At 66.6% G+C, this 26,804-nt stretch carries 28 protein-coding genes and 1 riboswitch; of the genes, 19 read left to right on the top strand and 9 right to left on the bottom strand.

Features of this window, described 5'->3' with window-relative positions; translation table 11 throughout:
- The first annotated feature begins 571 nt into the window (after window positions 1-571).
- Entirely contained in the window at window positions 572-1,108 is a 537-nt protein-coding gene (locus tag RTN46_RS07415; protein WP_312180236.1) for a GNAT family N-acetyltransferase, read from the top strand.
- 36 nt (window positions 1,109-1,144) lie between these two features.
- Window positions 1,145-1,603, top strand: a complete 459-nt coding sequence (locus RTN46_RS07410; protein WP_312180234.1) for a hypothetical protein — start codon at window positions 1,145-1,147, stop codon at window positions 1,601-1,603.
- Here the strand turns inward: RTN46_RS07410 and RTN46_RS07405 are convergent.
- The gene (locus RTN46_RS07405; RefSeq protein WP_312180232.1) at window positions 1,545-2,123 is read right to left on the bottom strand and encodes a DUF1990 domain-containing protein; all 579 of its coding nucleotides are present in this window, start codon (window positions 2,121-2,123) and stop codon (window positions 1,545-1,547) included. The genes RTN46_RS07410 and RTN46_RS07405 overlap by 59 nt on opposite strands.
- The gene (locus RTN46_RS07400; protein ID WP_312180230.1) at window positions 2,120-2,512 is read right to left on the bottom strand and encodes an MmcQ/YjbR family DNA-binding protein; all 393 of its coding nucleotides are present in this window, start codon (window positions 2,510-2,512) and stop codon (window positions 2,120-2,122) included. Before RTN46_RS07400 ends, RTN46_RS07405 begins: the two co-directional genes overlap by 4 nt.
- Window positions 2,513-2,560: 48 nt before the next feature.
- On the opposite strand from RTN46_RS07400, the gene RTN46_RS07395 reads away from it, so the two are divergent.
- Complete coding sequence (locus tag RTN46_RS07395) at window positions 2,561-3,466, top strand: DUF1206 domain-containing protein (RefSeq protein ID WP_312180228.1); 906 nt, start codon at window positions 2,561-2,563, stop codon at window positions 3,464-3,466.
- Here RTN46_RS07395 and RTN46_RS07390 read toward each other — a convergent pair.
- Genes RTN46_RS07390 through RTN46_RS07370 form a run of 5 tightly spaced genes read right to left on the bottom strand, consistent with a single transcriptional unit; the run spans window position 3,463 to window position 8,516 of the window.
- The gene (locus RTN46_RS07390; protein WP_312180226.1) at window positions 3,463-4,338 is read right to left on the bottom strand and encodes a MetQ/NlpA family ABC transporter substrate-binding protein; all 876 of its coding nucleotides are present in this window, start codon (window positions 4,336-4,338) and stop codon (window positions 3,463-3,465) included. The genes RTN46_RS07395 and RTN46_RS07390 overlap by 4 nt on opposite strands.
- Before the next feature lie 26 nt (window positions 4,339-4,364).
- On the bottom strand, window positions 4,365-5,579 hold the full coding sequence (locus RTN46_RS07385) for an acyl-CoA dehydrogenase family protein (RefSeq protein WP_312180224.1): 1,215 nt from the start codon (window positions 5,577-5,579) through the stop codon (window positions 4,365-4,367).
- Window positions 5,576-7,021 (bottom strand): LLM class flavin-dependent oxidoreductase, encoded by a 1,446-nt coding sequence (locus RTN46_RS07380; RefSeq protein ID WP_312180222.1) that lies wholly within the window; start codon window positions 7,019-7,021, stop codon window positions 5,576-5,578. Before RTN46_RS07380 ends, RTN46_RS07385 begins: the two co-directional genes overlap by 4 nt.
- Before the next feature lie 27 nt (window positions 7,022-7,048).
- Entirely contained in the window at window positions 7,049-7,714 is a 666-nt protein-coding gene (locus tag RTN46_RS07375) for a methionine ABC transporter permease (protein ID WP_312180220.1), read from the bottom strand.
- Window positions 7,707-8,516, bottom strand: coding sequence for an ATP-binding cassette domain-containing protein (locus RTN46_RS07370; RefSeq protein ID WP_312180219.1), 810 nt, complete (start codon window positions 8,514-8,516; stop codon window positions 7,707-7,709). The genes RTN46_RS07375 and RTN46_RS07370 overlap by 8 nt, the downstream gene beginning before the upstream one ends.
- A 106-nt stretch (window positions 8,517-8,622) precedes the next feature.
- Window positions 8,623-8,721, bottom strand: a riboswitch (SAM riboswitch).
- Window positions 8,722-8,928: 207 nt separating this feature from the next.
- Here RTN46_RS07370 and RTN46_RS07365 point away from each other — a divergent pair.
- From RTN46_RS07365 to RTN46_RS07355, 3 genes are read left to right on the top strand one after another with little or no spacing between them, the layout of a single operon-like run.
- Window positions 8,929-9,498, top strand: coding sequence for a hypothetical protein (locus RTN46_RS07365; protein ID WP_312180217.1), 570 nt, complete (start codon window positions 8,929-8,931; stop codon window positions 9,496-9,498).
- The gene (locus tag RTN46_RS07360; RefSeq protein WP_312180216.1) at window positions 9,495-9,842 is read left to right on the top strand and encodes an SMR family transporter; all 348 of its coding nucleotides are present in this window, start codon (window positions 9,495-9,497) and stop codon (window positions 9,840-9,842) included. Before RTN46_RS07365 ends, RTN46_RS07360 begins: the two co-directional genes overlap by 4 nt.
- Window positions 9,842-10,159: an SMR family transporter gene (locus tag RTN46_RS07355; RefSeq protein ID WP_312180214.1), complete on the top strand. Its 318-nt coding sequence runs from the start codon at window positions 9,842-9,844 to the stop codon at window positions 10,157-10,159. Before RTN46_RS07360 ends, RTN46_RS07355 begins: the two co-directional genes overlap by 1 nt.
- A gap of 39 nt (window positions 10,160-10,198) precedes the next feature.
- On the opposite strand, the gene RTN46_RS07350 is transcribed toward RTN46_RS07355, so the two are convergent.
- Both RTN46_RS07350 and RTN46_RS07345 read right to left on the bottom strand, forming a co-directional pair.
- Window positions 10,199-10,615 carry a CoA-binding protein gene (locus tag RTN46_RS07350; RefSeq protein WP_312180211.1) on the bottom strand — a complete coding sequence of 139 codons (417 nt, stop codon included), beginning with the start codon at window positions 10,613-10,615 and terminating at the stop codon, window positions 10,199-10,201.
- Between the two features lie 89 nt (window positions 10,616-10,704).
- Window positions 10,705-11,478: an alpha/beta hydrolase gene (locus tag RTN46_RS07345; protein ID WP_312180210.1), complete on the bottom strand. Its 774-nt coding sequence runs from the start codon at window positions 11,476-11,478 to the stop codon at window positions 10,705-10,707.
- A gap of 250 nt (window positions 11,479-11,728) precedes the next feature.
- On the opposite strand from RTN46_RS07345, the gene RTN46_RS07340 reads away from it, so the two are divergent.
- The 13 genes from RTN46_RS07340 to acs form a co-directional block, all read left to right on the top strand.
- Window positions 11,729-12,430 (top strand): TetR family transcriptional regulator, encoded by a 702-nt coding sequence (locus RTN46_RS07340; protein ID WP_312180208.1) that lies wholly within the window; start codon window positions 11,729-11,731, stop codon window positions 12,428-12,430.
- Window positions 12,414-13,163 carry an SDR family oxidoreductase gene (locus RTN46_RS07335; protein ID WP_312180206.1) on the top strand — a complete coding sequence of 250 codons (750 nt, stop codon included), beginning with the start codon at window positions 12,414-12,416 and terminating at the stop codon, window positions 13,161-13,163. The genes RTN46_RS07340 and RTN46_RS07335 overlap by 17 nt, the downstream gene beginning before the upstream one ends.
- 270 nt (window positions 13,164-13,433) lie before the next feature.
- Entirely contained in the window at window positions 13,434-14,867 is a 1,434-nt protein-coding gene (locus RTN46_RS07330; protein WP_312180205.1) for an MFS transporter, read from the top strand.
- Window positions 14,868-14,876: 9 nt separating this feature from the next.
- Window positions 14,877-16,379, top strand: a complete 1,503-nt coding sequence (locus tag RTN46_RS07325) for an FGGY family carbohydrate kinase (RefSeq protein ID WP_312180204.1) — start codon at window positions 14,877-14,879, stop codon at window positions 16,377-16,379.
- A 74-nt stretch (window positions 16,380-16,453) separates the two neighbouring features.
- The gene (locus tag RTN46_RS07320) at window positions 16,454-18,124 is read left to right on the top strand and encodes a glycerol-3-phosphate dehydrogenase/oxidase (protein ID WP_312180202.1); all 1,671 of its coding nucleotides are present in this window, start codon (window positions 16,454-16,456) and stop codon (window positions 18,122-18,124) included.
- Complete coding sequence (locus tag RTN46_RS07315) at window positions 18,125-19,657, top strand: FAD-binding oxidoreductase (protein WP_312180201.1); 1,533 nt, start codon at window positions 18,125-18,127, stop codon at window positions 19,655-19,657.
- Between the two features lie 36 nt (window positions 19,658-19,693).
- Entirely contained in the window at window positions 19,694-20,335 is a 642-nt protein-coding gene (locus tag RTN46_RS07310; RefSeq protein WP_312180199.1) for a glycerol-3-phosphate responsive antiterminator, read from the top strand.
- Entirely contained in the window at window positions 20,332-20,637 is a 306-nt protein-coding gene (locus tag RTN46_RS07305) for a putative quinol monooxygenase (protein WP_312180197.1), read from the top strand. The genes RTN46_RS07310 and RTN46_RS07305 overlap by 4 nt, the downstream gene beginning before the upstream one ends.
- On the top strand, window positions 20,630-21,745 hold the full coding sequence (locus RTN46_RS07300) for an alcohol dehydrogenase catalytic domain-containing protein (protein WP_312180195.1): 1,116 nt from the start codon (window positions 20,630-20,632) through the stop codon (window positions 21,743-21,745). Before RTN46_RS07305 ends, RTN46_RS07300 begins: the two co-directional genes overlap by 8 nt.
- A 240-nt stretch (window positions 21,746-21,985) precedes the next feature.
- Complete coding sequence (locus tag RTN46_RS07295; RefSeq protein ID WP_312180194.1) at window positions 21,986-22,804, top strand: ABC transporter ATP-binding protein; 819 nt, start codon at window positions 21,986-21,988, stop codon at window positions 22,802-22,804.
- 121 nt (window positions 22,805-22,925) lie between these two features.
- The gene (locus RTN46_RS07290; RefSeq protein ID WP_312180193.1) at window positions 22,926-23,984 is read left to right on the top strand and encodes an aliphatic sulfonate ABC transporter substrate-binding protein; all 1,059 of its coding nucleotides are present in this window, start codon (window positions 22,926-22,928) and stop codon (window positions 23,982-23,984) included.
- The gene (locus RTN46_RS07285; RefSeq protein ID WP_312180191.1) at window positions 23,984-24,868 is read left to right on the top strand and encodes an ABC transporter permease; all 885 of its coding nucleotides are present in this window, start codon (window positions 23,984-23,986) and stop codon (window positions 24,866-24,868) included. The genes RTN46_RS07290 and RTN46_RS07285 overlap by 1 nt, the downstream gene beginning before the upstream one ends.
- The coding region (gene acs / locus RTN46_RS07280; RefSeq protein WP_312180188.1) for an acetate--CoA ligase at window positions 24,859-26,804 on the top strand (1,946 nt) is incomplete at its 3' end. The genes RTN46_RS07285 and acs, both read left to right, overlap by 10 nt.

Raw genomic sequence — 26,804 nt, 5'->3', positions numbered from 1 at the left:
TCCCCGCAAAACAAGCCACCACAACTGCGCACCCACCGCCAAGCCGGCCACACCAAGCCACCACAACTGCGCACCCACCGCCAAGCCCCGCGCACCAAGCCCTCGAGTGGGCAGCTCCGGCGACCTCCCCGCAAAACAAACCACCACAACTGCGCACCCACCCCCAAGCCCCGCGCACCAAGCCACCACAACTGCGCACCCACCCCCAAGCCCCGCGCACCAAGCCCTCGAGTGGGCAGCTCTGGCGACCTCCCCGCAAAACAAGCCACCACAACTGCGCACCCACCGCGCTGCCGGCCACACCAAGCCACCACAACTGCGCACCCACCGCCCAGCCCCGCAAAACAAGCCACCACAACTGCGCACCCACCGCCCACACCGCCCTCCCGCCCAGCCGGCCGTGCTCGCCGGAGTTAATCCCGCGTGCTCGCCGGAGTGACTCCCGCCGGCGGCCGGCATGGAGGCCGGCCAAACCAGCGGAAATGCGACGCCCAATCAACTGTGGACACTGTGATCTTTTTGACGCCAAAAGCGCCGTTTCCGGCCATTCCATGGGGCAGAATATTTATTCGTGACCACGATCCCCGAAGAGCAGGCACCCGCAGGCAGCCTGCTGACCGAACGCCTTGAACTGACAGAAATGTCCCCGGCCGACGTTGACGCTCTGATCGTCGGCATCCGGTGCCCGTCCTGGGCGGAGGACTTCCCGCAGGCCGTCGACGAAGACGCCGCCCAGCAGTACTTTCAGGCCGGACTGCTCGGCCCGCGGGCCGGGACTTTCGGTGCGCGGCTGATCCGTGAGCGGGGCGGCGCGGCGGTCGGAACCATCGGATTCCTGGGTCCCCCGGTCGACGGCGCCGTGGAGGTCACCTACAACGTGGTCCCCTCCCGCCGTGGTGAGGGGTACGCCACTGAGGCCCTGATTGGGCTCAGCCGGTTCGCCCTGGCCCAGCCCGGAGTCGAGTGCGTGACTGCCTACACCGACGACGCGAACGAGGCGTCGATGTCCCTGCTCCTGACGGCGGGCTTTATGCCGGTGGAATCCTCAGGCCCGGACCTTGCCTTCGTACTGCACAAGGAAACCCAGCTGCCCGACGCCGAGGGGTGAGCTGGTAGCGTCGCCCATAACTTCCAGGGGGCAGACTTGAGCAGCAGGACAGATACACAGACGAAGCGGGCGATGCTCCTCGCCGGATTCCTATTGGTGGCGATGGGTTCGATATCGGTCGGCGTGACCGTTCCCTACCTAACCGCGGCCGGCGTCCCGGATCCTGCCGTGCCGTGGCTGGCCGCCGGCGGCGGGGCTGCGGGCATCGTGGCTGGATTCTGGTGGCTGGCCCGCTCGTGGAAGGTTCAGCGAGACGGTATAAGCACTCTGGTTCTGCGTCCCCTCGACAGACGCTTCAAGTCAGGGGCCGTTATGCTCGGTGTCTGCATCCTGATGCTGCTCCTGGCACTGACCCTGGACCAGCCCACGGTCAACGTGGGGGTCCCCCCGCTCCTGGCCATCACTTTCGTGCAGCTGTTGTTCCAGCCGCCCGCCCTCACCCCGGAGTCTTCCCCAACGCCAGACGCCGGGCAGTCCGGAAATACCGGCGCGTGAACATCTCCTGCGTGGCCCGGTTCAGCGGACCGCCGACGGCGATGAGCAGGTTCGCGGGACGGCTGAACGCGGCAATCCGGAAGAACAGCTGCCCGTCTTCGCTGAGCTCAACGTAGAACCCTTCTTCGCCGGCCTCGGGATGTCCCCGCAGCGTTCCGTAGCCGAAACCTGCCCGTTGGCCAGGTACCGGACGGCCGGCGCCGTCGAGCACTGGTTCAGTGCTCCAAAGGACGCGGCACGGCGCGTGCCAGCGAAGCAGTCCAATGCCCACGCCGGAGGACATCTCCAGGCCCGGACGGGCCCGGGAAGTGCCAGGATCTACCCGCAGTCCGCTGCCGCGGTGCAGGTCCCAGCCCAGCAGGCCATCCACCAGGCGCAGGAAACCCACTGCCGGATCCGGCACACGCACGCGTTCTTCGCGCAGCACCAGGCGGTACCGCGGGGGCCAGTCACCTTCCAGCGGCACCGGGTATGGGCGCTCGGTCCGGCCGGGGTCCAGATAAGTGAGTTTCCGCGTCATCCCTGGGCCAGTCCCTTCCAGGCCAGGGATTCCCGGTCCCGGCGCGGCAGGGACGCCACCACCAGGTCATAGGAATCTTCCACGAGGTTCCTCACCAGCTCCTCCTCCAGGCTCCCGGAAAGATCCAGCTGGTTCCAGTGGGTTTTATTCATGTGCCACGCCCCGGTGATCTCCGGGTGGCCGGCCCGCAGCTGCAGCGCGAGGTCGGGTTCACATTTGAGGCTGATGGTCAGCGGGTCTCCGGAGAGCGTCGAGAGCGCGAACATTTTCGCCGGCCTCCCGGCGCCGGAGGCCCGGACCTTGAACACGGACGCGTCGGGGCCAAAAGGGAAGTCTTCGAACGTCCCGGTCAGGGACAGGCAGTACTGCCTCAGTGATGCTGCGTCCATGGATCGACCTTAGCGCCGCGTAGGCCCGGGCGCACCACAGATGGCAGGATGGAACTCATCACCATTCACACGAAGCACTTCGGCGGCCCTACCGGGCGCCCGCAACCTCTGGAGGACGTATTGGGCAAGGACCGGGCTAACGCCGGCGGGCGCAGAATGGCCCAGGCCGCTGAGCGGGCTGCCGATTCCAAGTCCTTCGAACGGGCTGCACGCATGGGCTACGTGGCGAGTGGCTTGCTGCACGCCCTGATTGGCGCCATTGCCCTGCAGATTGCCTTCGGCGAGGGCGGCAGCGCTGACTCTTCCGGCGCAATGTCCGCGCTGGCGTCCCGTGCGGGTGGAATTTTCCTCATTTGGGCCTGTTTCCTGGGCTGCCTGACCCTGGCCCTGTTCCAGATCTCCCGCGTTTTCCTCGATTCCGCCGGCAGCCGGAAGGATGTCTGGAAGAAGCGTGCCATCGATGCCGGCTCAGCGATTGTCTACGGCGCGGTTGGCGTGAGCTTCGGCATTTTCGCCCTCGGACGCTCCAGCGACAGCGGGCAGAACCAAGCCACCTGGACTGCCCGCCTCCTCGCCCAGCCCGCCGGCCAGGTCCTGGTGGGCCTGACCGGCGCCGTGGTCGTCGGCATTGGGGTCTACTTCGTCTACAAGGGCGTGATGCGCAAGTTCCGGAAAGACCTCGGACCGGTGCCCGGCAGGACCTGGCAGCGAGCCGTAACCATCACGGGGATCACGGGTTTCACCGCGAAGGGCATTTCACTGCTCATCCTGGGCGGCCTGGTCATCACGGCCGCCGCCACCGCGGACCCGCAGAAGTCCAGCGGCCTCGACGGCGCCCTGCATGCCCTGAAGGAGGCACCCCAGGGTTGGCTGGCGCTGGGCGCCGTCGGGGTTGGCCTGATTTGCTACGGCCTGTACCTGGGCATCATGCGGGCCCGGTTCGGGAAGCTCTAGGCCTGCCACCAGGAGTCGAGTTCCTCCAGCGGATCTGCGTCCCACGGGGTGGGCAGCACCCCGTCCATGTAGCCGGCGAACCACTCCTTGACCTCAGGTGACTGGTAGGCCTCCTTGAGAGCTGCAGCCTTCTCGGACTCCGCGAATTCTGCGGTTGCGGCGACGACGCAGCGGAAGGGAATCTGGTCGGCTTCCTTCTCGAACGCCAGGGCGTCTTCCGGGGTGTGTCCGATTTCCGCGGCCAGGCGCACGAAGAGGAACCCGGCGTCGACGTCGGGCAGCGTCTTGGACAGCGACTGCTGGTCCACTTCCACGAAGCTGAAGTTCTTCGGGTTCGCGGTGATGGTTTCCTGCGATGTGTGGATCACGCCGACGCCGTCCTTCAGTTCCAGCAGCCCCGCGTCGCGAAGCAGCAGCAGCGCGCGGCCGTTGTTCGAGGGATCCACCGGCAAGGCGATCCGGGCGCCGTCGGGCAGTTCCTGCAGGCTGGAATACCGATCGGACCAGATCCCGCCTGGTGAACCGTAGACGTAGAACAGCGGCTGCACTTCCAGCTTCTGGTCCACGTTGAACTGCTGCAGGTAGGCGCCGTGCTGGAAGTAGTTGGCATCGAACTCGCCGTTCGACACAGCCAGGTTGGGCTGCACGATGTCGGTGACGTAGGTGGGCTCCAGCGTCCAGCCCTTAGCCTTGAGCAGTTCGACGGCGATCTTGGTTGGTTCCTGGTACGGCGCGGATTCGGTGACGATGATCTTGATGGTCTTGTCATTTGCGGCGGACGCGCCGCCGGTAAGGCCGCAGCCGGTGGCGGCGGCGACCGAGGCTGCGCCTGCACCGGCCAGGGCCAGTTTGAGGAAGTTCCTGCGTTCCATGATGTGTCCTTTGAGTGGGTGGGGGGTTACCGGTAGGCGGAGGGAACCGGTTCGGTGCCGTTGAGGAAGTAGCGGCCCAGTTCGTTGTACTTATAGGCCACGGGGTCGTGGAGGGTATGGGTTCTCACGTCCCGCCAGTAGCGGTCGAAGCCGTATTTGCTGCCCGCCGCACGGGCCCCGGTGACATCGAAAATCCGCGCGGTGACGTCGAGGGAGACCTCGTGGGCGGTGATCTTCGCCGCCGCGATCTGTTCCGCCACGCCGGCGCGGTCCGCCGCGGACAGTCCGTCCCCGGCGTCCCACGCCCACTGCAGCGCAGCGGTGGCATGGTCGACGACGGCGGCCAGGGACTGCAGCTTGGCGGTGAAGGAGCCATAGTGGTTCTGGATAAACGGATCTTCCGTGGCCGCTGCAACCTCCGCGTGGAACCACGGGCGGGCGGCGGTCCGGGTGTAGTCCCGGGCGGCCAGGACGGCGCCCTCGGCAGCGGCCAGGTAGGCGTGCGCGAAGAGCAGCTGGAAGGCCGGGGTGGTCAGGACCTGATGCGGCTGCCGGTCGCCGTCGTGGGCGCCCAGGTTCGTGATGACGGCGGCATCCGGCACAAAAACGTCCCGGAATTCGATGGTGTTAGTGGCCGTGAGCCGGGAGCCGAGCACATCCCAATCATCGTGGCGGACCACTCCGTCGGACGCGGTGTCGATGATCAGCGCGAGCCGGTCGCCGCCTTCGAGGACCGCACGGCCGTAGATCCGATCGGCCACCCTACTGCCGGTGGAGAAGGGCTTTTTGCCGGTGACGCGGTAGCCCTCGCCGGTGCGGACGCCAACCGCCTGCGGCCCCTGCGGTGTGCCGGTGGAGGACCAGAGCCACTGCTTGGAGAGGCATTCGTCCGCCAGGGCCTGCCCGCGCTCCTCGTCCAGGTCGATGTACGGGAAGGCCTGGAAAATGTAGTGATAGCCCAGCAGCTGGCCAATCGAGTTATCGGCCCGGGCGATCCGCTGCACAATCTCGAACGAGGTCTCCCAGTCGATTCCGGCGCCGCCGAAACGGGTGGGAATGGTCAGCGGCAGCAGCCCGGACCGGCGCAGGATTTCCACTTCGGTGAAAGGCGGCTTGTTCGCGACGTCCCGGTCCAGGGCGTCGGCTCCGAGGATCGCGGCGACCTCGTCGGCTATGCCGAACCAGTGGTCCTGGAGTTCTGTGGTGCGGTGGCCGTAGCGGGTGAGCAGGCTGGCGGTCATCGGGTTTCTCCTGTGGTGGCAAGGCTGGCTGCGCCGTCGGCGGCGAATGCTCCGCGGAAGCGGGCGGCGGGGTGGCGTTCGTTGAGCAGTCCGCCGCTGCCGGGCCCGTCAGCGCCGAAGAGCTTTTCCCGCAGGGTTCCGGGCGCGTACTCCGTCTGGGCCAGCCCGCGGCGGCGCAGTTCCGGCAGCACTCCCTCGATGAAGTCCGTGTAGGAGCCGGGCAGGACGGAGTTGATGATGTTTATCCCGTCCACGCCGGCGTCCTGCCAGCGCTCGAGTTCATCGGCGATCTGTTCCGGTGTGCCGGTGATCTGCTGGGCTTCGGTGCGGTAGCGGGCGACGTCGGCCAGGGTGGGATTACCGCCGGGGGTGGAGTCAATGATGGCCTGCAGCACTCCGCGCCCACCCTCGGTCCGAACCTCGCCGAGCGGAGTCTCGAGGTCCAGCCCGCCCAGGTCGATCCCGAGGCCGCCGCCAATGTGCGCGATCACTGCGTCGAGTTCCAGGTATTCGTCCAGTTCCGCCTTCCTGCGCTGGGCTTCCGCCTCGGTACTGCCAACCACAAAGGACAGGCCGGTGAAAACCTTGACGTCCTGCGGCAGCCGGCCCGCCTCCACGGCGCGGGCCCGGACCCCGGACGCGACCTTGGCCGCGTGGGCCGGGTTGGGCGCGAAGATGAACGTGGCTTCGGCGTTGGCTGCCGCGAATTGCTGTCCGCGCCCCGAACTGCCGGCCTGGAAAAGGACCGGGGTGCGCTGCGGTGACGGTGAACTCAGGTGCGGCCCGTCGATCGAGTAGCGCTCTCCGCGGTGATGGATCTTGTGCACCTTCTCCGGGTCCGCATGCACTCCGCTGTACTTGTCTTGGCTTAGTGCGTCCTCGTCCCACGACCCTTCCCACAGTTTGTAGACGGCTTCGACGTATTCGTCGGCCCAGTCGTACCTGCGGTCATGCTCGGTGAGTCCGTCGCCGCCGAAGTTCCGGTGCGCGTTCTCCAGCACCGAAGTGACGATGTTCCACCCGGCCCGGCCGTTCGTGAGGTGGTCAAGCGTGGACATCTGGCGCGCGAACTGGAAGGGGTGGCTTTGCACCACCGAGGACGTCGCGGCCAGGCCGATCTCGCTCGTGGCGCCGGCCAGCGCGGCGAGCAGCAGCACGGGATCGTTGGCCGGGACCTGCAGGCCGCGGCGCACATGCGAGGCCCAGCCGCCGTCGTGGTTTCCATAGAGGCCCACGACGTCGGCGAAAAAGAGGGCGTCGAACTTCGCCGCTTCGAGCTGGCGGGCGAGGTCCGTCCAGAAACCGAGTTCGTTAAAGCGGTGCTGTTCGGCTTCCGGATGCCGCCACTGGCCGCCGCGGATGTGGCTGGTGGTGTTCATCAGGAACGCGTTCAGCAGCAGTCGCGGCCGCGGTCCGGAGAAACGGGTACTGGGGATAGGCATGGGCGTTCTTTCGGTAGGAGCGGAGGGCTAGAGGCGTTTGTCGGCGCGGCGGGAGATCCAGGAGCCGCCCAGCTGCACGGCCTGCACCAGCAGGATCATGAGGACGATCGCGGTGATCATCAGCCCGGTTTCGTAGCGGTAGTAGCCGTAGCGGATGGCGAAGTCCCCGATCCCGCCGCCGCCCACGAGGCCGGCCATGGCGGAGTAGGAGATGAAGCTGACGGTCATGATGGTCGCGGAGCTGATCAGCCCCGGCCGCGCTTCGACCAGCAGGACGTCGCGGACAATCTGGGACCGGGTCGCGCCCATGGAACGGGCCGCTTCCACCACACCCCCGCCCAGCGCGGTGAGGTTCTGTTCCACGAACCGGGCGAAGTATGGGATCGCGTTGATGGTCAGCGGCACAATCACCGCGGCCGTGCCGATGGTGGTGCCCACGATGAAGCGGGTGAACGGGATGATGGCGATCAGCAGGATCAGGAACGGAAAGGACCGGACCAGGTTGACCGCCGAGTCCAGGACCCGGTGCAGCTTGGGTTTGTGGACCAGCCCGTTGGGGCCCAGGCCGTAGAGCAGGACGCCCAGCGGGGTGCCGATGAGTACGGCCAGCGGGATCGCCACCAGCAGCATGATGCCCGTCTGGCCCAGCGCGGTGAGCAGTTCGGGCCAGACTTCGATGATGCGCTCAAGCATGGTGGGCTCCTTCAAACCGGGCGGCGGCGGGCTCTCTTGCAGCGCGGTCCAGGCGGATTTCGTCGGAAATGAGATAGCGGCCAATCGAGGTTGCGGGCGTGAAACCGGGCCGCTGCAGCTCGGCAAGCGCGAACTGTTCCACCACGCGGCCCTCCTCCATCACGGCCACGTTGTCCGCGATCGCCTTGACGACGTTCATCTCGTGCGTGACCACCACGATCGTGATGCCGAAGCGGGCGTTGACGTCGCTGAGGTACTGCAGCACGGAGGCGGTGGTCCGCGGGTCGACGGCGGACGTGGGCTCATCGCACAGCAGGACCTTCGGCTCGGTGGCCAGGGCACGGGCGATTGCCACCCGCTGCTTTTGGCCGCCGGAGAGCTTGGCCGGGTAGGTTCCAGCTTTCTCGGACAGGTCGACGACGGCGAGCGCCTCGAGTGCCCGGCGGCGGCGCTCGGCGGCGTTGCCCACCCCGGCGAACTTGAGTGAGAGCTCCACGTTCTGCGCGGCTGTGCGGTTGTTTAGCAGGTTGAAGTGCTGGAAGATCATGCCGATCCCGTGCCGGGTGGCGCGTAGTTCGGCGTCGCCCAGGCCGGTGAGGTCCACTCCATCCACCAGCACCCGGCCCGAGGTGGGGCGCTCCAGCAGGTTGATGTTGCGCAGCAGGGTGGATTTACCGGCTCCGGAGAAGCCGATGATTCCTTGGATGCTGCCGCGCGGGATGTCCAGTGACACGTCATCCACAGCGGTCAAGCTGGATCCACTGCTGCTGAAAACGGTCGAAACGTTCTCGATCCGGATCATGCCGTCCTCCTTCGGTCAGTACCCGAGAAGAGGTGCCCACCCGCACTGGGGGCCCGGCGGCAGCGTGGCAGGACACGGCTGCGGCGGACCAACGAAAGCAGATGCTTCTCCATCGGTCCTGGCGGTAGCACCCATCTCCGCAGAATTACGGAAGGGGTTGCTGCGGCGTCACGGAGCCAGGTCTCTCAGCCGCTCTGGATGGTTATGGGTCCATGCTGGTGGCCGGGGACGGGACCGCGCAAACATGTGTCCGTCCGTGGCACAGTGCGTCGGACTGTGACTCTCCGGGCGTCACACCCGGACTTTGTTACGTCATCCTGCGTTCAGTTCCCCCCTGTCACCGAGCCCTCGGCGGTGCGGCTCCAGCGATCCGCATACCACCAACTCGCGCAGGGTGAGGCAGGATTGCTGTGTGACACTTCCCGAACGTCCGCCGCTTTCCCCCAGCCTCAGCGGAGCAGAGTTCCGCCGCTGGTACTGGCTCAAGGACGAGCTGCAGGCCTTTGCCCGGCACCTGGGCCTGCGGGCAACAGGCTCGAAGGAAAGCCTCGCTGACCGTTTGGAAGCGTTCCTGGATGGCCGCCCCCAGCCGCTTCCAACACCGGCACCGGGCCGAACGGCGGACCGGCTGAGGCCGCCGCTGACCATCCACACTGTCATTCCCGCCGGCCATCCCTGCAGCCAGGTCCTCCGGGCGTTTTTCCTCAATGCCCTGGGACCGGGGTTCCGCTTCGACGCTCCGATGCGGGAGTTTTTCGCGGCCAACGACGGCAGCGCGACCCTGGCCGCGGCGTTGGACCACTGGCATGCCACCCGCGGCGCCGAGCCGAGGCCTATCGGGGCGCAGTTCGAACTCAACCGCTTCAGCAGGCAGTGGCATCGGGACAATCCGGCTGGATCCCGGCAGGATCTGCTCGCGGCCTGGCAGTCCCACCGGTCCCTTCCCACAGACCTCCGCCCGGCAAACGGCACCACCCCGTGAAAGCCTGGCTTTTCCTGCTGCTGGCAATCGTCCTGGAAGTCACCGGCTCCCTTGCGCTGAAGGCAGCCCTGGACGCTCCCGCCCTGTACGCCGTTGTGGTGCCTGCCTATCTGGCCGCGTTCGTTTTGCTCTCGGCGACCCTGCGCGCCGGCATGGGACTGGGCGTTGCCTACGGAATCTGGGGTGCCACCGGGGTTGCGCTCACCGCGGTTATGTCGCTGTTCCTGTTTGGAGAGCCGATCACCCTACTGATGGGCCTGGGAATCACCGCCGTGATGGCTGGTGTGCTCTGCGTTGAACTGGGCCGCCAGGCCGCGGAGAAGAGAACGGGCGGGGCGGCCTGATGGCGTGGCTGTTCCTATGCGGAGCCATCGTCTTCGAAGTGGGCGGGACCCTTTCCCTGCGCCTCGCCCTCGAGGACAAGCGCTGGTACGCCGGTGTCGTGACCGGTTATTCGGTTGCCTTCAGCATGCTCTCCCTGACCCTCGCCAGCGGCATGGCCCTGGGGATCGCGTACGGAATCTGGGCTGCCGTCGGCGTGGCCCTCACCGCTGTACTCAGCCGGTTCCTGTTCCAGGAACCACTGACCTGGCTGATGGGACTGGGCATTGCCCTCATCATCGGCGGGGTCCTGCTCATCGAGCTGGGCGCAGCGTACTGACCTGATCCGGCGGATGAACAGAGGAAGGCTGCGCGTGCCTCACCAACCGAAGCGGCGCGCCTCAATCACCGGGCAGGTATCCATCACGACGTCGAGCCCGGCCGCGGCGGCACGCTGGGCTGCCGCTTCGTCAACGACGCCCAGCTGCAGCCACACCGCGTTGGCACCAACGGCAATGGCCTGGTCCACGACATCTCCCACTTTCGCTGAGTTCACGAAACAGTCGACGACGTCGATTTGGCCGGGGATGTCCGCAAGCCGGGTGTAGCCCTGATTCCCGTGCACGGCCTCGCCCTTCAAGTTGACCGGGACGACCTCCATCCCCAGCGTGTCCTGGACGAACCGCGCAACGCCGACAGCCGGACGCAGCGGATTATTGGAAAGCCCCACCACCGCCCAACGTCCCTGGGCCGAGAGCAGGCGGGAGATGACCTTGGGATCGTTACGATGCGTCATGTGGGCGCCTCCGTCCGGTCGGTGTGCTGAAGACTTCCCCAGCCTACGCGCCGAGCGGCACACCGGTCGATGGGCGGATCGGTGCTGCCCTAGTCCAGGAAAGCGTCAACGGCGGCGGCCAGCGCTGCGTCTTCGATTCCGTGCCATCCACCGTCCACGAGCTGGAAGGACCCCTCGGGCAGGACGGCTGCGGTGTTCCGTGCCCAGTCCTGGAGCCGCCGGTCGCTGCCCGAGCTCGCCAGGACCAGCACCGGAACACGGATACCTGCCAGGCTCGACAGATCCGTATCGATCATCAAAGTGAGGTCGTAGGCGATGGTGTGCGCGGCTGGCTCGAACTGGCTGGGTTCGGATTCACGGATCAGCTCTTCCGGGACGCCGATGGACTCCTGGAAGAGACGGATTGCTCCGGCGCGGTCGTCTGCCTCGATGAGGGCCGCGAGCTGGGGGCGGATGTCCGGCCCCGATCCGCCGTCATTGGACAGTGGCGGTTCCACGGCCACGACACTGGAGATGACGGCGGATTCCGAGGCCGCCCGCAGGGCCAGGATCGCGCCGGACGAGGTGCCCAGCAGATCCGCCGTTCCGCCGGCGGTTTCGACTACCGCCAGGAGGTCGTCCACTTCTGATTCAGCCGTGTATTCCTCCCCGTCGCCGCTGGCACCCTTGCCCCGGCGGTCGTAGGTGTAAACGGTGTGGCCTGCGGCGAGCCGTTCCGCGACGCCGGCCAATCCGGAGGTGGTCCGGTCCATCATGATCGGATCCACCACCACCAGGGGAGGTCCGGCGCCGTGCCGGTCCCAGGCGATCGGTGTTCCATCGGCGGACAGCACACGCCCCGAGGCGCCGGCTGAAGGGTCCATGATTCCTCCTTGGCGGGAGTTCCAGCCCGCGGACTGGCGGTCATTCCACGGTAGGAGCGCCTCCAAGCGGGGTCAATGGGCTGGTGCTTGCGGGGTGCCAAGGTCGCCGGAGCTGCACCCTGGGTTCCTGCCCCGCCCCGGCTTTCGGCCCGGGGAGCCGCCCCGGAACCGGCCGCAGCCCATTGCGCGTACACTGTAAACAAATGAGGTATACGCTGTAAACACCACCCACTCACGAATTGAGGCACCGATGGCCGGGAACCTGCCGCTCAGCCCGGATTCAATTGCGGCTGCCGCCGTCGGGATCGCCGCCACCGATGGCCTCGAAGCGGTGACCATGCGCCGGGTTGCCGGAGAGCTCGGCGTCTCCGCGATGGCGCTCTACCGCCATGTGGCCGATAGGCGTGCGCTGCTGCTGCTTATGGCAGACGCCGCCACCGGGGACTACGCACTCCTGCCCTCCGGCCCCTCCTCCTGGCAGCAGATGCTCGGACACATGGCCGATGCCCAGTGGCAGGCGTTCGAGGCGCATCCGTGGCTGCTGAGCATCGTCCTGACTCCCCGGCGGCTTGTGAACATGGCCACGCCCGCCGAAGTGGACCTGCTGCTCTCCCAGCTGCGCGGCGCCGGCCTCACCGAGGAACAGGGTTTCGACTGCCTGCTGGGAATCTCCGCGGCAGTTATCGGCACAGCCGCGATCACCGCGGCGGCACAGGCCGGCCCCAAGCGCTCTGATCCTGACGACCATGCGGTATGGCGCGGCGACGCCGTCGCGCAATTTCCGCAGGCAGCCCGGTTCCAGGACCGGGGCATCAGCCCTGCGGCCTCCCGCCGCTCCCTGGACTTCGTCGTCGCGAACTTCATCCGCGGCGTCGAACAGACACTTACCCAATCACCCGGCTCCGCAGCGCGCCCGGTTTCACGGAAGGAAGAAAATGCAACTGAAAAATAAGACCGCAATCATCACCGGCGGCGCCGGCGGAATCGGACGCGGAATCGTGCGCCGGTTCCTGTCCGAGGGCGCCAAGGTCGCCGTCGTGGACATCGATCAGGCCCAGGGAGACCAGCTGCTGGCCGACCTCGACGGCCTGGGCGACGTCATCTTCATCGCCAAGGACATTTCCAAAGAGGAGAACGCCGCCGCCATCGTGGCCGAAACCGTGGAGCACTTCGGCGCCCTGGACATCCTGGTCAACAACGCCCATGCCTCCAAGCAGGCGCCGATCATGGAGACCACCCAGGAAATGTGGGACCTCTCCTTCGGCACCGGCACCATGGCCACGTTCCACCTGATGCGCGCCGCCTACCCGGAACTGAAGAAGACCCACGGCAGCATCGTCAACTTCGCTTCAGGGGCCGGCATGAAGGGCCTGCCGAACCAGGCAACCTACGCCGCGGCGAAGGAGGCCATCCGTGCCATCTCCCGGACCGCGGCCAACGAATGGGCGGCGGACGGCATCCGCGTGAACGTCGTCTCTCCCATTGCCATGACCCCGGGGATCGTCCAGTGGAGCCAGGCCTACCCCGAGGCCTACCAGGAAGTCGTGGACGCCGTCCCGCTCGGCCGCCTCGGCGATCCGGAAACCGACATCGCCCCGATCGTCGTGTTCCTGGCCAGCGAAAACTCCAAGTACATGACCGGCCAGACGCTGATGGCCGACGGCGGTTCCATCAAGCTGTACTAGCCCCCACCGCCGAGAGGTCAGCTGCGGCTCTCCCCCGAGCCGCAACTGACCTCTCGGTGGCTTGACCGGCGATCGCGCACCCGGCGGGCAAAATGACGGCGTTTGGCCAATTTGCGGGCCGCTGTTGCCTGACCCGGCATTATGCGTCTAAGATCACATTTATCAGGGCAAGAATAGAGACTTCCTGTTGGAGGTCTTTTCTTGCCCTTTTTCGTTTCTATTGGGCCGTGGTCTCTGACAGGAGCAATCCCGACAGAGAGGTCGGCCATAATGTCGAGTTTTACACTCCGCGGCGTGCACGACGTAGTTTCTTACATTGACGCCCGCCCAAAGATCGCGGGCCGGGCTGGTGTCATTTGGTGGCTCGCACTGGGCGGCCTGTTCCTAGACGCCTTTTCCAACTCTGCGCTGAGCGCGGGCCTTGGACCCATGACCAGGGACCTGGAGCTCAGCGCCACGCAGGTTGCCATCCTGACGTCCCTCGCCTCCTGGGTCGCCATCGTGTTCAACCCGATTGGCGGGTGGATGGCGGACCGTTGGGGCCGCATTCCGCCGCTGGTTTTCGCTAAGTTCCTGGCACTGATCGGTGCAGGCCTGGCCGCCTTTGCACCCGCTTTCGAGCTGGTCCTGGTCGGACGCTTCTTCGTGGGTGCCGCCTACGGCATCGACTTCGCGATCGCCATGGCCCTGTTGGCTGAATTTACCCCCGCACGGTTCAAGAGCCGCCTGAACACCTGGCAGGGCATCTGGTACACCGCGGTCAGCTCCAACCTGATTTTGGCCATCCTGTTCTACAACATGGGTGTCGGAGAATCGATCTGGCGCTACGCCGTCGGCTCAGCGGGAGTCGTGGCGCTGGCCCTCTTTATTGCCCAGCTCACGTTTATGGTCGAAAGCCCCACCTGGGCAGCCAGAAAGGGCCTGCTTGAAAAGGCGGCCGCGTCGATGACGAAGATCTATGGGGAGACGTTCTCGGCAGCGCCCGTCGAAGACCGCGCACCGATCCTGAATCAGGCGACCAAGGGTTTCGCCAACATTGCACTGATTTTCCGTGGAATCTACCTCCCCCGGACCATCCTCGCTGCCACCATCCAGATGGGGCAGTCCATCCAGTATTTCGCCGTCGGCTGGTACCTCCCGATTATTAGCCTGACGCTGTTCGGCGAAGACTTTGTCGTGGCCACGTTCGGTGCACTTGTTTTCAACCTCTTTGGTATTGTCGGCGGCTTCCTTTCCCCGGTGATCGGCAGGAAACTCGGCCTGCGCAAGGCCTCGGCAGTCGGCTTCGGCGCCGTGTTCATCATGCTGGTGATACTCGGGGCCTTCTACGAGAGCCTGCCGATCTTCCTGGCCTTCCTGATCCCGTCCCTGTTCATCCTGTTCCATTCCGGCGGGCCCGGCGCCAACGGCAAGAGCATCTCCACCCTGTCCTTCCGCAGCGAACTGCGTGCAGGAGCCAACGGTGTCATCGGGGCGCTGGGCAGCACCGGCGCGGCCCTGGGCCTGCTCATCTTCCCCATCCTCAAGGAGGACCTCGGTCTCGGCCCGACCTTCCTGATCCTCGCCGCCGTACCGCTGACCGCCTGCATCGTATGTTCGGTCATCAAGTGGGACCCCACCCGCGCAGCTCTCAGCCCGGATGAGGAAGAGAACGCCCCGCAGTTCCGGAGCGATCGGGCCCGAACCGAAACGGCACGGGTCTAGGTGGCGCGGATGCAGCCGGCGATCCTATCCATCGATGAAGGCACCACGGGAACCCGGGCAGCCTGGGTCACCGAGGACGGGACGGTCCATGGCGAGGAGTACCGCCGCCTTCAGGTCTCCACTCCCCGTACCGGGGTAGTGGAACAGGATGCCGGAGAAATCCTCGCCAAGACGCTGGAAGTCTGCCGAATCGTCGTCCAGCGCGCCGCCGAAGCGGGCTACGAGCTCAAAGCGGCCGCCATCGCCACACAGCGGGCGACGGCGGTACTTTGGGACACCGTCTCCGGCCATCCCCTGGTGCCGGCCATGGTGTGGCAGGACACCCGCCATGCAGCCGGGCTCGAGGCCCTGGGCAGCACCTGGAACGAACACCTGATCCCGACGGTGGGCCGCCCCGCAGGAGTGCGCTCCCCCTACCTCTGGGCAGCCCACCATCTACGGGAAAGCCCGGAAGTGGCCGAGGCCTACGCGGCGAAACGGCTTGGTTTCGGCACCATGGAAACCTGGCTTCTCTGGAACCTCACCAGGGAACGTGCCTATGTGGCCACCTCTACCAACGCCACCTCAGCCGGCGCCTATGTCCTCGCGGAGCACCGGTATGAAACCTCCTGGATCCAAGCCATGGGCTTTCCGGTGGAGATCCTGCCGGAGCTTCGCCAGGACGCCGAAGAGCTGGGAACCACCGATCCGCGGCTCCTCGGACTCGCGCTGCCGATCCGGGCGGCCGTGGGCGACCAGCATGCCGGCACCGTAGGCCTTGGCTGCCTGGACGCTGGGCAGGCCATGTGTGTGCACGGCACCGGCAGCTTCGTCGATCTGGTCACCGGGCCCCGCCTGCCGGAGAACCCAGGCCTTTATGACGGGACCCTGACCCTCACCGGATGGCGCCGCAACCATCAGAGCGTTTATGCAGTGGAGACCTTCACTGCCACCACGGGGTCGGCGCTCGACTGGCTGTGCGGTTCCTTGGGCTGGTTCGATTCCGCCGTGCAGATCAGCGAGCTGGCCGCCCTGGCCAGCGGGGCAAACGGCGTGATGTTTGTTCCCGCGCTGACGGGCATCCGGGTTCCGGTCGTCGAGCCGCGGGTCCGCGCGTCCCTGAGCGGGTTGTCCATGGCGACCAGCCGGTCCGAGGTGGCTTACGCCGTCCTGGAAGGCATTGCCCACTCGGTGGCGAGCAGCGTTCACGCGAACGAGGAAGTTGCCGGGGTTTCGGTCACGGAAATCAGGGTCGGCGGCGGAATGTCCGGCAGCGATCCGCTCATCCAGATGCAGGCTGACCTGACCGGGATGCCGATGCGGCGGATGCCCGCCACCGGCACGGCAAGCCTGCGTGGCGCGGCGTTCCTGGCCGGCGCCGACGGGCTCCTGTGGGATTCGCTCGACACCGCGGCGCAGGCCCTGGGGCCGGGCGAACTCTTCGAACCGGCCATCTCCGCAGCAGAGCGGGACGAACGGCGAAACATATGGGCCAGTCACATTAACCGGGAGCTGGAGCAGGCCGCGGGCTAAGCCGCCCGTGGCGCCGTCCTGCTCACCTCGTTTTGCACTAATTGCACTAAATTGCACCAGAAAGAAATACACCCATGATCTCTTTTCCCGCACGTAAACCAAAGGCAAACCGGGCCCGAATGGTCTCCGAAACCCCGCTGAAACTGGACAGAAAGGAACAGCTGGAGGCGCTCGGAACCGAACGTTTTGACATTGTTATTGTTGGCGGCGGCGTTACGGGTGCCTACACGGCCATGGACGCAGCACTGCGGGGCTACCGTGTGGCCCTCCTGGAAAAGGACGATTTCGCGTCCGGAACCTCCTCCAAATCCTCGAAAATGATCCACGGCGGCCTCCGCTACATTGAGCAGGGAAACCTGCCCCTGGTCCGGCATTCCCTGTTGGAGCGCCAGCGGCTCCGGAAGAATGCTCCGCATCTGGTCCAGCGGCTGCCGTTCCTGTTCCCGGTCCTGTCCGAAGAGGGCATTTTCGACCGGCGCCTCGCAGCCGGGTTCGAGAGCCTGCTGTGGACCTATGACCTGGCCGGAGGCTGGCGGGAAGGCGTCCTGCACCAGAAGCTCAACAAGGCCGAAGTCCTCTCCCACTGCCCCACGTTCAAGGGGGAAAAGCTCGACGGCGGGTTTATGTACTACGACGCCAGGGCCGACGACGCCCGGCTGACCCTGGCGCTGGCCCGGACCGCTGCGTTTCACGGCGCCACCGTGCTCAACGGCGCCAAGGTCACGGACGTGACCCGCAGCGGCGGGAAGGTCGACGGCGTCATCGTGGCTGCGGACCAGCGCGAAGTCCGGGTGCGTGCCTCCGTGGTCGTCATCGCAACCGGCGCGTGGCTCAGGGACTGGAACGGCGCAGGCAAGGACGCCGACGCCCCGAGTATCCGCCCTGCCAAGGGCGTGCATATCGCTGTGCCGTGGAGCAAGATCCGCAACGACTGCACCGTGACGATCCCCGTGCCCGGCCGCACCCGGCGGGCCACGATCACCCGCTGGGGCAACACCTCCTACCTGGGGACAACAGACGAGGATTACGAGGGAGACCTCGACGACGTGAACTGCACCCGGGAGGAAATGGACTTCCTCCTCGACGGCGCACGCAGCGCCCTGAACCTTGACCTCGAAGCCGAGGATGTCCTGGGCAGCATCGGCGGATGCCGTCCGCTGGTGGCTCCGCCCGGAGGAAAAACGGTCGAGGTCAAGCGCAACCATGAGATCCGCACCGACCGTGACGGCCTGGTGACAGTCGTCGGCGGCAAGCTGACCACGTCCCGGCACATGGCTGAACAAACGGTGGACGCAGCCCAGAAGGTCCTGGGAGAGCGGCGCCGCTGCCGCACTACGGGTGCCTCCTTGCTGGGCGGAGCCGGATACGACGCCGAGGCCGTAGTGGCATCCGGGGGCCTGGCGGCTCATCTGGGCGAGCGCTACGGGACCGAATCCCGGTTCGTCACGGATATCCTCGCCGACGATCCCTCCCTCGACCGGCCCATCGTCGAAGGCCTGCCCTACCTGGAAGCCGAAGTTGTTTACGCAGCCCGCCACGAGATGGCCCGCAGCGTTGATGACATCCTCTCCCGGCGGACACGCGCACGCATTATGGCCCGTGACGCTTCCGCTGCCGCTGCTCCCCGGGTGGGCGCGCTGCTGATGAAGGAACTCGACCTTCCAGCCAGCGTCGTCGACGCCCAGGTAGCCGACTACAAAAACCAGACCACACATGAACGAGCAATCCTGATGGGAGCCAAATAAGTGATAAGCAAGGAAGCAGTCAAACGGGGTTACAACCGGGGGAACTACACGGTGGGCGCACCCAGCCAGCCGGGCTACGCGGCAGGCCTTGACGGGGCCAGCCTCTCGGGCGAACCGTATTTCTCTACGCCCGCTCCCGCCGTCGTTAATGCGCAGACGCTGGAGCTCCTCGCCACCGCAGCCGACAAGGTCGTCACGGATCCCGGGCTGGTCCGGGACGGTACCCGTGACTGGTGGGCCGGAACGATGATCGCCGAAACCGGCGGCCGCCCGGCGGCCCCGGAGTCGGTGATCGTTCACGTTTCCACCACCGAGCAGGTCCAGGCGGTCATGCGGATCGCCGCCCAGGCATCCCTGCCGGTCACCGTCTCCGCCGGGCGGAGCAACGTTACCGGTGCGGCGCTGCCCGTCGCCGGCGGCATCGTCCTGGACGTGTGCGGACTGGACAAGTTCGTGTCCTTTGACGAGGCCAGCCAGATCCTCGAGGTCGAAGCCGGCGTCTTCGGCGACATCTTCGAGGAAACCATCCAGCGGGACTACGGCATGACGATGGGGCACTGGCCCTCGTCCTACGCCATCAGCACGGTTGGCGGCTGGGTCGCCTGCCGTGGGGCCGGGCAGCTTTCCACCCGGTACGGCAAGATCGAGGACATGGTCTACGGGATGGACGTGGTCCTTGCCAACGGGGAGCTGGTCACCCTGGGCGAGAGCGCACGCGCAGCAGTCGGCCCCGACCTGCTGCAGCTGTTCATCGGCTCCGAAGGCACCCTGGGCGTCATTACCCGGGTCCGTTTCAAGCTGCACCGCCTCCCCGACTTCGGCCGGGCGATTGCCTACGGGTTTGCGTCCTTTGCCGACGGTCTCGAAGCCTGCCGGCAGATCATGCAGGAGGGTGCCACGCCCGCCGCGCTCCGGCTCTACGACGAGCTCGAAAGCGGACTCCAGTTCGGGCTGCCGGAGACCAACGTCCTGCTGATTGCCGACGAAGGACCCCGGGAACTCGTCGACGCCGGACTCACCATCGCGGAACGGATCTGCGCGGCCTCAGGCACTGAACTGGACGCAGACGCCGTCTTTGAACGCTGGCTCGACACCCGCTACCTCACCGGAAAGAGCGCCGAGGGATTCAAGCGCAGCCCGGGGCTGGTTGCGGACACGCTGGAAATGATCGGCCCGTGGGCCGTCCTCCCGGCCGTGTACGACGACGTGGTTGCCGCCATTAACGCCGTCCCTGGAACCCTCGCCGGATCCGCCCACCAGTCCCACGCCTACGTCGATGGTGCCTGCCTCTACTTCTCCCTGCGCGGTGATGTGGATGTTGCGGATCGCGGCGTTTGGTACCGGCAGGCCTGGGACGCGGCTAACGAAGTGATCCTTCGGCACAATGCCACCCTGAGCCATCACCACGGCGTCGGGCTGCTCCGCGCTCCCTACATGGAGCGTTCGCTGGGTACGGGATTTGAGGTGCTGCGCGCGGTCAAGGCCGCGCTGGACCCGCAGAACCTGTTGAACCCCGGCAAACTGGGCCTCTAACCAACCCGGGCAGGCATCGTGGACGAGGATAGAGCAATGATCGATTTCCCTCCGGAGCTTGAGCTCCATCTGGCACGAAACCCCGTTATCGCTTCGGTGTTCGGCATCGAAGCGGTTCCCGGGTTCCTGGCGTCCGATTGCAGGACCTGCATCCTGGCGCACCTTGAGCTGCATCAGCTCGAAGGTGCGCTGCGGATACTGGACCAGGCGGGAAAGTTCACCTTCGTTAACATGGATGCCTGCTCGGGCCTGGGCCAGGACAAAGGCGCCCTTGAATACCTGAAGAAGATCGGGACAAGGGCAATCGTCAGTACCCGGACGTCGCAGATCCAGCGCGCCAACCAAATGGGCATGGTGACAATGCAGAAAGTCTTCGTCACGGACCGGTCCAACCTGCCACGCAGCCGCGGCGCCATCGAACAAAGCAAACCGCACCTGGTCCAGCTGATGCCCTGGCCCGTGGTTTCGCACCTGTCTCCGGGCGAACTTGCTGGATTGTCACCGTTTATCGCCGCTGGATTCGTGCAGACGGCCGGCGATGTGGCTACTGCCCTGAAGGAAGGCGCCAAGGGAATTTCCACCAGCGCAGCCGAGCTTTGGGACCTGGCGGTCCGCCGGACACCCGCCACCCAGCCCCTTACACCCGCACCCGACACCGCCAAGGAGCACACCCCATGACCCGCACGTTTTTCCAGGTTATTGCCCACTACCAGACGCTTCCCGGGCAGGAGGAGGCGGTGGCCGGCCTGCTGGGCTCCCTCGCAGCAGCCAGCCGCAAGGAACCAGCGAACCTGTCCTATGAGTTCTTCCAGAGCCTCGAGGACCCCTGCCACTTCGTCATCCTGGAGCAGTACACCGACGCCGCCGGTTTCGCCGCTCACCGGGAGACCAGCCATTTCCAGGAGATCGGAGCAGCGCAGATCATCCCCAAGCTGGCGGACCGCAGGATCCAGAGCTTCGAGGACACCGCGAATGCTTAGCGCCGTCCTCTACGAATCAGGTGCTGACCGGCCCTACGCCGCCAGCACGCCGCTGGCCCTGGAAGACCTTGCGGTTCCGGCCCCGCGGCGGGGTGAGGTCCTGGTGAAGATCGAACGTTCCAGCCTCTGCCACTCCGACCTCTCCGTCATTAACGGGTCCCGGCAGCGGCCCCTTCCCATGGCACTCGGCCACGAAGCCGCCGGCACCGTTGTCCAAACGGGCGAAGGCGTGCAGGACCTGGCCGAGGGCACCCGCGTCGTGCTGGTCTTCGTACCGGCCTGCGGCGCCTGCCGCAGCTGCGCGTCCGGGCGTCCGGCCTTGTGCAGCCGCGGGGCTGAGGCCAACGGAGACGGAAGACTCCTGCACGGCGAACCGCTCCTGCGGTCCGCTTCCGGGACAACGATCAACCATCACCTCGGCGTTTCCGCTTTTTCGGAGTACGCAGTCGTGGCACGGGAATCCCTGGTCCGCATTGAGGACGACGTCCCCTGGGATGTGGCCGCCATGTTCGGCTGCGCCGCGCTCACCGGCATCGGCGCTGTCCTCAACACGGCACAGCTCCAGGCCGGCCAGAGCATCGTCGTCTTCGGGCTGGGCGCTGTGGGACTGATGGCCGTCATGGCAGCCGCACAGGTTGCGGGCACCACCGTCCTGGCGATCGATCCCCTGCCGGCCAAGCGCGAGCTGGCCCTAAAGTGCGGCGCCCACTTCGTGGGGTCTCCCGAGGAAGCCGCCGCCCTGGCTGCCGCCCACACCGAGTCCGGTGTGGACGTGGCCGTGGAAGCGGTTGGGAATGCCTCTGTCATGGAAGCCTGCCTGGCCTTGCTGGACCGGGGCGGAGCGCTCGTCTCGGTGGGACTGCCCCACCCCGCGCAGGAATTGAACGTCCAGGCCCTGCAATTCGCGGGGAAGGGGCTGCGGATCCTGGGTTCCTACATGGGCGATTGCGTGCCGGACCGGGATATCCCCGCCTATCTTGACCTCTGGCGTAAAGGCCGCCTGCCGGTGGAACTGCTGCATACGGATACGCGCCCGCTGCGGGAAATCAATGAAGGCCTCGATGCCCTGGCCGACGGGGAAGTGGTGCGCCGGCTCTTTGTCAGCTGAGGAAGCCGACGCTTCGAATTGTTACGCCGGGACTTGCCGGAAAGCGGGTCCAGGGCGTTTAGTTAGGCCTTGACCATCCCGAGCGGCTGAGAGACCTGGATCAGTGAAGCCGCAGCAACCCTGGTCGGCGCGTTTCCTCCTTGAGGCGCGGCGATAACGAGGTGGACGTCGCAGGAGGCCGGTAACCCGGCCCAGGACGTTTTCCGTAGGGTGCTACTGCCAGGACCGATGGAGTGTTCAATGACTGCAGTAGTTTCCCGTGCCGCGTCCACTACAGTGGCCGCCGCCCCCGGCAACGCCCTTCCCGTAACGTTCGACGGCGTCGGCCGCAGCTTCGGCTCCGGCGCTGACACCCATGTGGTGCTGCGGGATATCAACTTCCACGTCCGGCCCGGCGAAGTCCTCGCCATCCTCGGCTCCAGCGGCTGCGGCAAGTCCACTCTCCTGCGCGCCACCGCTGGGCTCGACGCCGCAACGACCGGGCAGGTGCTGATCGACGGTACTGCCGTCCGCGGCATCGATGACCGCTGTGCCGTGGCGTTCCAGGAACCCCGGCTGCTGCCCTGGCAGACCCTGCAGGCCAACATCGCCATCGGCCTGCCCAAGGGCACCAGCGCCAACGAGGGCAAGGCCAAGGTTTCGGAACTACTGAAGCTGGTGGAGCTGGACAGCTTCGCCAAGCATCAGCCCCGTGCCGTCTCCGGCGGCATGGCCCAGCGCGCTTCGCTGGCCCGGGCCCTGGCCCGTAAGCCCGGGGTGCTGCTGCTGGATGAACCGTTCGGTGCCCTCGACGCCCTGACCCGCCTGAAGATGCAGGACCTGCTGCTGGACGTGCACCGCGCGGCGCCGGCCACCGTGCTGCTGGTGACCCACGACGTCGACGAGGCGCTGCAGCTCGCGGACCGCATCATTGTCCTCGGCCGCGAACCGGGCAAGCCCGGTGCCACCATCACGCAGACCATCACCGTCCCGGGCGCACGTCCCCGGGACCGTGCCTCGGCCGAACTGGCGCGAATGCGCGGCGAGCTCCTCGCGAGCCTCGGCGTCGACCGCCACTAGCCGCTCTTCCTTATCCCCCACGTTCCGGCACTGCCGGGGCGGTCCCGCAGGCGACCTGTGCCCGCAACTGCTTTGCCTCCGTACCCCCCTCCAAAAGCTCCACTCTCCAGAAGGAATCCCAATGAACAGCCGTTCCCGTTTCACTTCCCGGTTCTCGCCCCGTCCCCTCGCGGTACTCGCCGCTACCGCCGCCGCTTTCTCGCTGGCCCTGACCGGCTGCGTCGCCGGAGAGGACGCCCCCGCGGGAGCGGCCAGCGAAGGCGCCGACGGCGGCACGCTGAACATCGACTTCGCCACCTACAACCCGCTGAGCCTGGTCATCAAGGACCAGGGCTGGCTGGAAGCCACGCTCGCCGAGCAGGGCGTGGAAGTTAACTGGGTGCAGTCCGCCGGATCCAACAAGGCCAATGAGGCGCTCCGCGCCGGGGCGATCGACATCGGCTCCACCGCCGGATCCGCCGCCCTGCTGGCCCGGTCCAACGGCTCCCCGATCAAAACGATCGATATCTTCTCCCAGCCGGAGTGGTCCGCACTGGTCGTCGGACCGGACTCGGACATCACCTCCGTGGCCGACCTCGCCGGCAAGTCAGTCGCTGCGACCAAGGGCACCGACCCGTACTTCTTCCTGGTCCAGGCCCTGGAGGAAGCCGGCCTGAGCACCACGGACGTAACTGTGGAGAACCTGCAGCACGCCGACGGCCGCACGGCACTGGAAAACGGTGCCGTCGACGCCTGGGCCGGCCTCGATCCGATCATGGCCGGAGCGGAACAGGCCGGCGCCAAACTGGTCTACCGCAACCTGGACTTCAACACCTACGGCTTCCTGAACGCCACCGAGTCCTTCCTCGAAGAAAAGCCCGAACTGGCCCAGGTGGTTGTGAACGCTTATGAGAAGGCCCGGGCCTGGGCCGCCGAGAACCCGGAGGAAACCGCGCAGATCCTGGCCGACGTCGCCGGAATGGACCTCGCCGTGGCCAAGACCGTCATCCTGGAGCGCAGCAACCTGGACGTGGACCCGGCTCCGGGCGAGGCACAGCGCTCGGTTCTGGAAAAGATCGGTCCCACCTTTGTTGAGACCGGGGACGTTGCCAAGCAGTCGGACATCGACGAAGCCATCGCCAGCCTGCTGGAGAACTCCTTCGTGCAGAAGGCCGATCCGGAAGCCGTCAAGGAATCCTAATGAGTCACATCGGTAATCCTTACCTGACCGGGGGCTCAACCGTGTCCGTCGGCGCAGAGGGCACCTCCGCCGTTGGGCACCCTCCACAGGCTCCCGGCCCGGAACGCAAGACCGCCCCCGCCGGGCCGCTCGCGAAGGGGTGGGTCCGGGTGATCCTGGGCCTCGTAGTTCCCGTCCTGATCCTGGGGCTGTGGCAGCTGGTCACGGTGCTGGGCGTGTTCAGCGCGGTGCAGCTGCCGTCGCCGGGCGCGGTCCTGACCTCCGCCGTCGACCTGTTTGACCGCGGGGAACTGGGTACACATATTGCCATCTCCACCCAGCGCGTGCTTACCGGCTTTGCCGCCGGTGCCGCGCTGGGCCTGGTGCTCGGTGCCCTGCTGGGACTGTCCCGGCTGGCGGACGTCCTGCTCGGCCCGCTGTTCGGTGCCATCCGGGCCGTCCCGTCGCTGGCCCTGGTGCCGCTGCTCATCCTCTGGATGGGCATCGGTGAGGATTCCAAGGTCACGCTGATCACCATCGGAGCGTTCTTCCCGGTCTTCACCACCGTTTCCCTGGCCCTGCGCCATGTGGACAAGAACCTCGTTGAAGCGGCACGTGCCTTTGGCCTCAACGGCATCAAGCTGCTCACCACGGTGCAGCTGCCCGCCGTCGTGCCCGCCGTGTTCTCCGGGCTGCGCCTGGCGCTGGCACAGTCCTGGCTGTTCCTGGTGGCGGCCGAGCTCATCGCCTCCTCCATGGGGCTCGGCTTCCTGCTCACCGACTCACAGAACAACGGCCGCACCGACCGGATGTTCCTGGCGATCGTGCTGCTGGCAGTCATTGGTAAAACAACGGACGCCCTGCTGGGTGTCGCAGAAAAGTGGGCAGTAAAGAAGTGGGCGTAAGCACAGCAACCCAGCCGGCCACCGAACCGGAGTTCGCCACCGAGGCAGAGCGCATCGCGTTCTGGGAGGCGGCGGCCCGGCGGCTGCAGTGGGAGGAACCGTGGCACACCGCCCACACGTTCACCCCGCCGCAGCGCCTGAGCGGGCCGGAAGTTCCAGAGGCCGACGCCGAATACAGCGTCCCGGAGATCGAATGGTTCGCCGGCGGCAAGCTCAACGTCGCCGTGAACTGCGTGGACCGGCATGTCGCTGGCGGCCGCGGGGACAAGCCGGCCCTGCACTTCGAGGGCGAGCCCGGCGACCGCCGCACGCTCACCTACAAGGACCTGCAGCAGGAAGTCTCCCGCGCGGCGAACGCCCTGCTGGCCCTGGGCATCGAACAGGGCGACCGGGTGGTCATCTACCTTCCGGTCATCGTGGAAACCATCGTCATCACCCTGGCCTGCGCCCGGATCGGGGCCGTGCACTCCCTCGTGTTCGGCGGCTTCTCCGCCGAGGCGCTGAAGTTCCGCGTCGAGGACACCCGGGCCAAGCTGCTGGTCACCACCGACGGGCAGTACCGCCGCGGGGCAGCCGTCCCGGTCAAGGACAACGCGGACCAGGCCGTCTCCGGCACCAACGCCATCGAGCATGTCCTGGTGGTCAAGCGCACCGGCTGCGACATCGCCTGGACCGAGGGCCGCGACGTGTGGTGGCACGAGACCGTGGACACCGCCTCTCCCGTGCACGAGCCGGAGTCCTTCGACGCCGAAACCCCGCTGTTCATCATGTACACCTCCGGCACCACCGGGAAGCCCAAGGGCCTGGTGCACACCATGGGCGGCTACCTCACCCAGGCGTCGTGGAGCTACGAGTTCCTCTTCGCCAACCCGGAGGAGGCGGCGCGCGACGCCGACGTCCACTGGTGCACCGCAGACCTGGCCTGGGTCACCGCGCACACCTATGAGATCTACGGTCCGCTCTCCAACGGCGTCACCGAGGTGATTTTCGAAGGCACACCGAACACCCCGCATCCGGGCCGGCACTTCGAAATCATCGAACGCTACAAGGTCACCAGCTACTACACCGCGCCCACCCTGGTCCGGTCCCTGATGGGCTGGTTCCCCAACGGCGTCCCGGACACCTGGGACCTCTCCTCGATCCGGCTGCTCGGCACGGTGGGCGAGGCCGTGAACCCGGAGGCCTGGCGCTGGCTGCGGCAGAACCTCGGCCGCGGCGAAGTTCCCGTGATCGACACCTGGTGGCAGTCCGAAACCGGCGCCACCATCCTCTCCCCGCGCCAGACCGACGCGGCGTTCAAGCCCGGCTGCGCCTCCCGCGCCCTGCCCGGCGTCTCCACCCGGATTGTCGACGAGGATGGCAACAGCGTGCCGCCGAATGTGCAGGGCTTCATCGTGGTGGACCGGACCGGGCCGTCCATGGCCCGCACCTGCTGGGGCGATCCGCAGCGCTACCTCTCCTCATACTGGCGGCAGTACGCGCAGCAGGGCTGGTTCCTGGCCGGCGACGGCGCCCGGAAGGACGACGACGGCGACACCTGGATCCTGGGCCGGGTGGACGACGTCCTGAACGTCTCCGGGCACCGGCTCTCCACGATCGAAATCGAATCCGCGCTGGTTTCCCACCCCTGGGTGGTCGAGGCCGGTGTCTGCCCGGTCGCCGACCCGAAGACCGGGCACGCGATCGCCGCGTTCGTTGTGCTGACCGAGGCGGCGGCCAAGGATGCGGACGAAGTGACGAAGGAGCTGCGGAACCACGTCGCGAAGGAGATCGGGCCGATCGCCAAGCCCGCCGCCGTCGTGGTGGTTCCCGATGTGCCCAAGACCCGGTCCGGCAAAATCATGCGCCGGCTGCTGACCCAGCTGTTCGAAGGCACCACGTTGGGAGATACCACCAGCCTGCAGAACGAACCGTGCATCCCGGCGATCCACGCCGC

The organism is Arthrobacter sp. (assembly GCF_031988865.1).
Lineage (GTDB): Bacteria > Actinomycetota > Actinomycetes > Actinomycetales > Micrococcaceae > Arthrobacter_B.
Note: the sequence above shows the minus strand (reverse complement) of the source record. Positions and strands in the feature narration are given on the sequence as shown.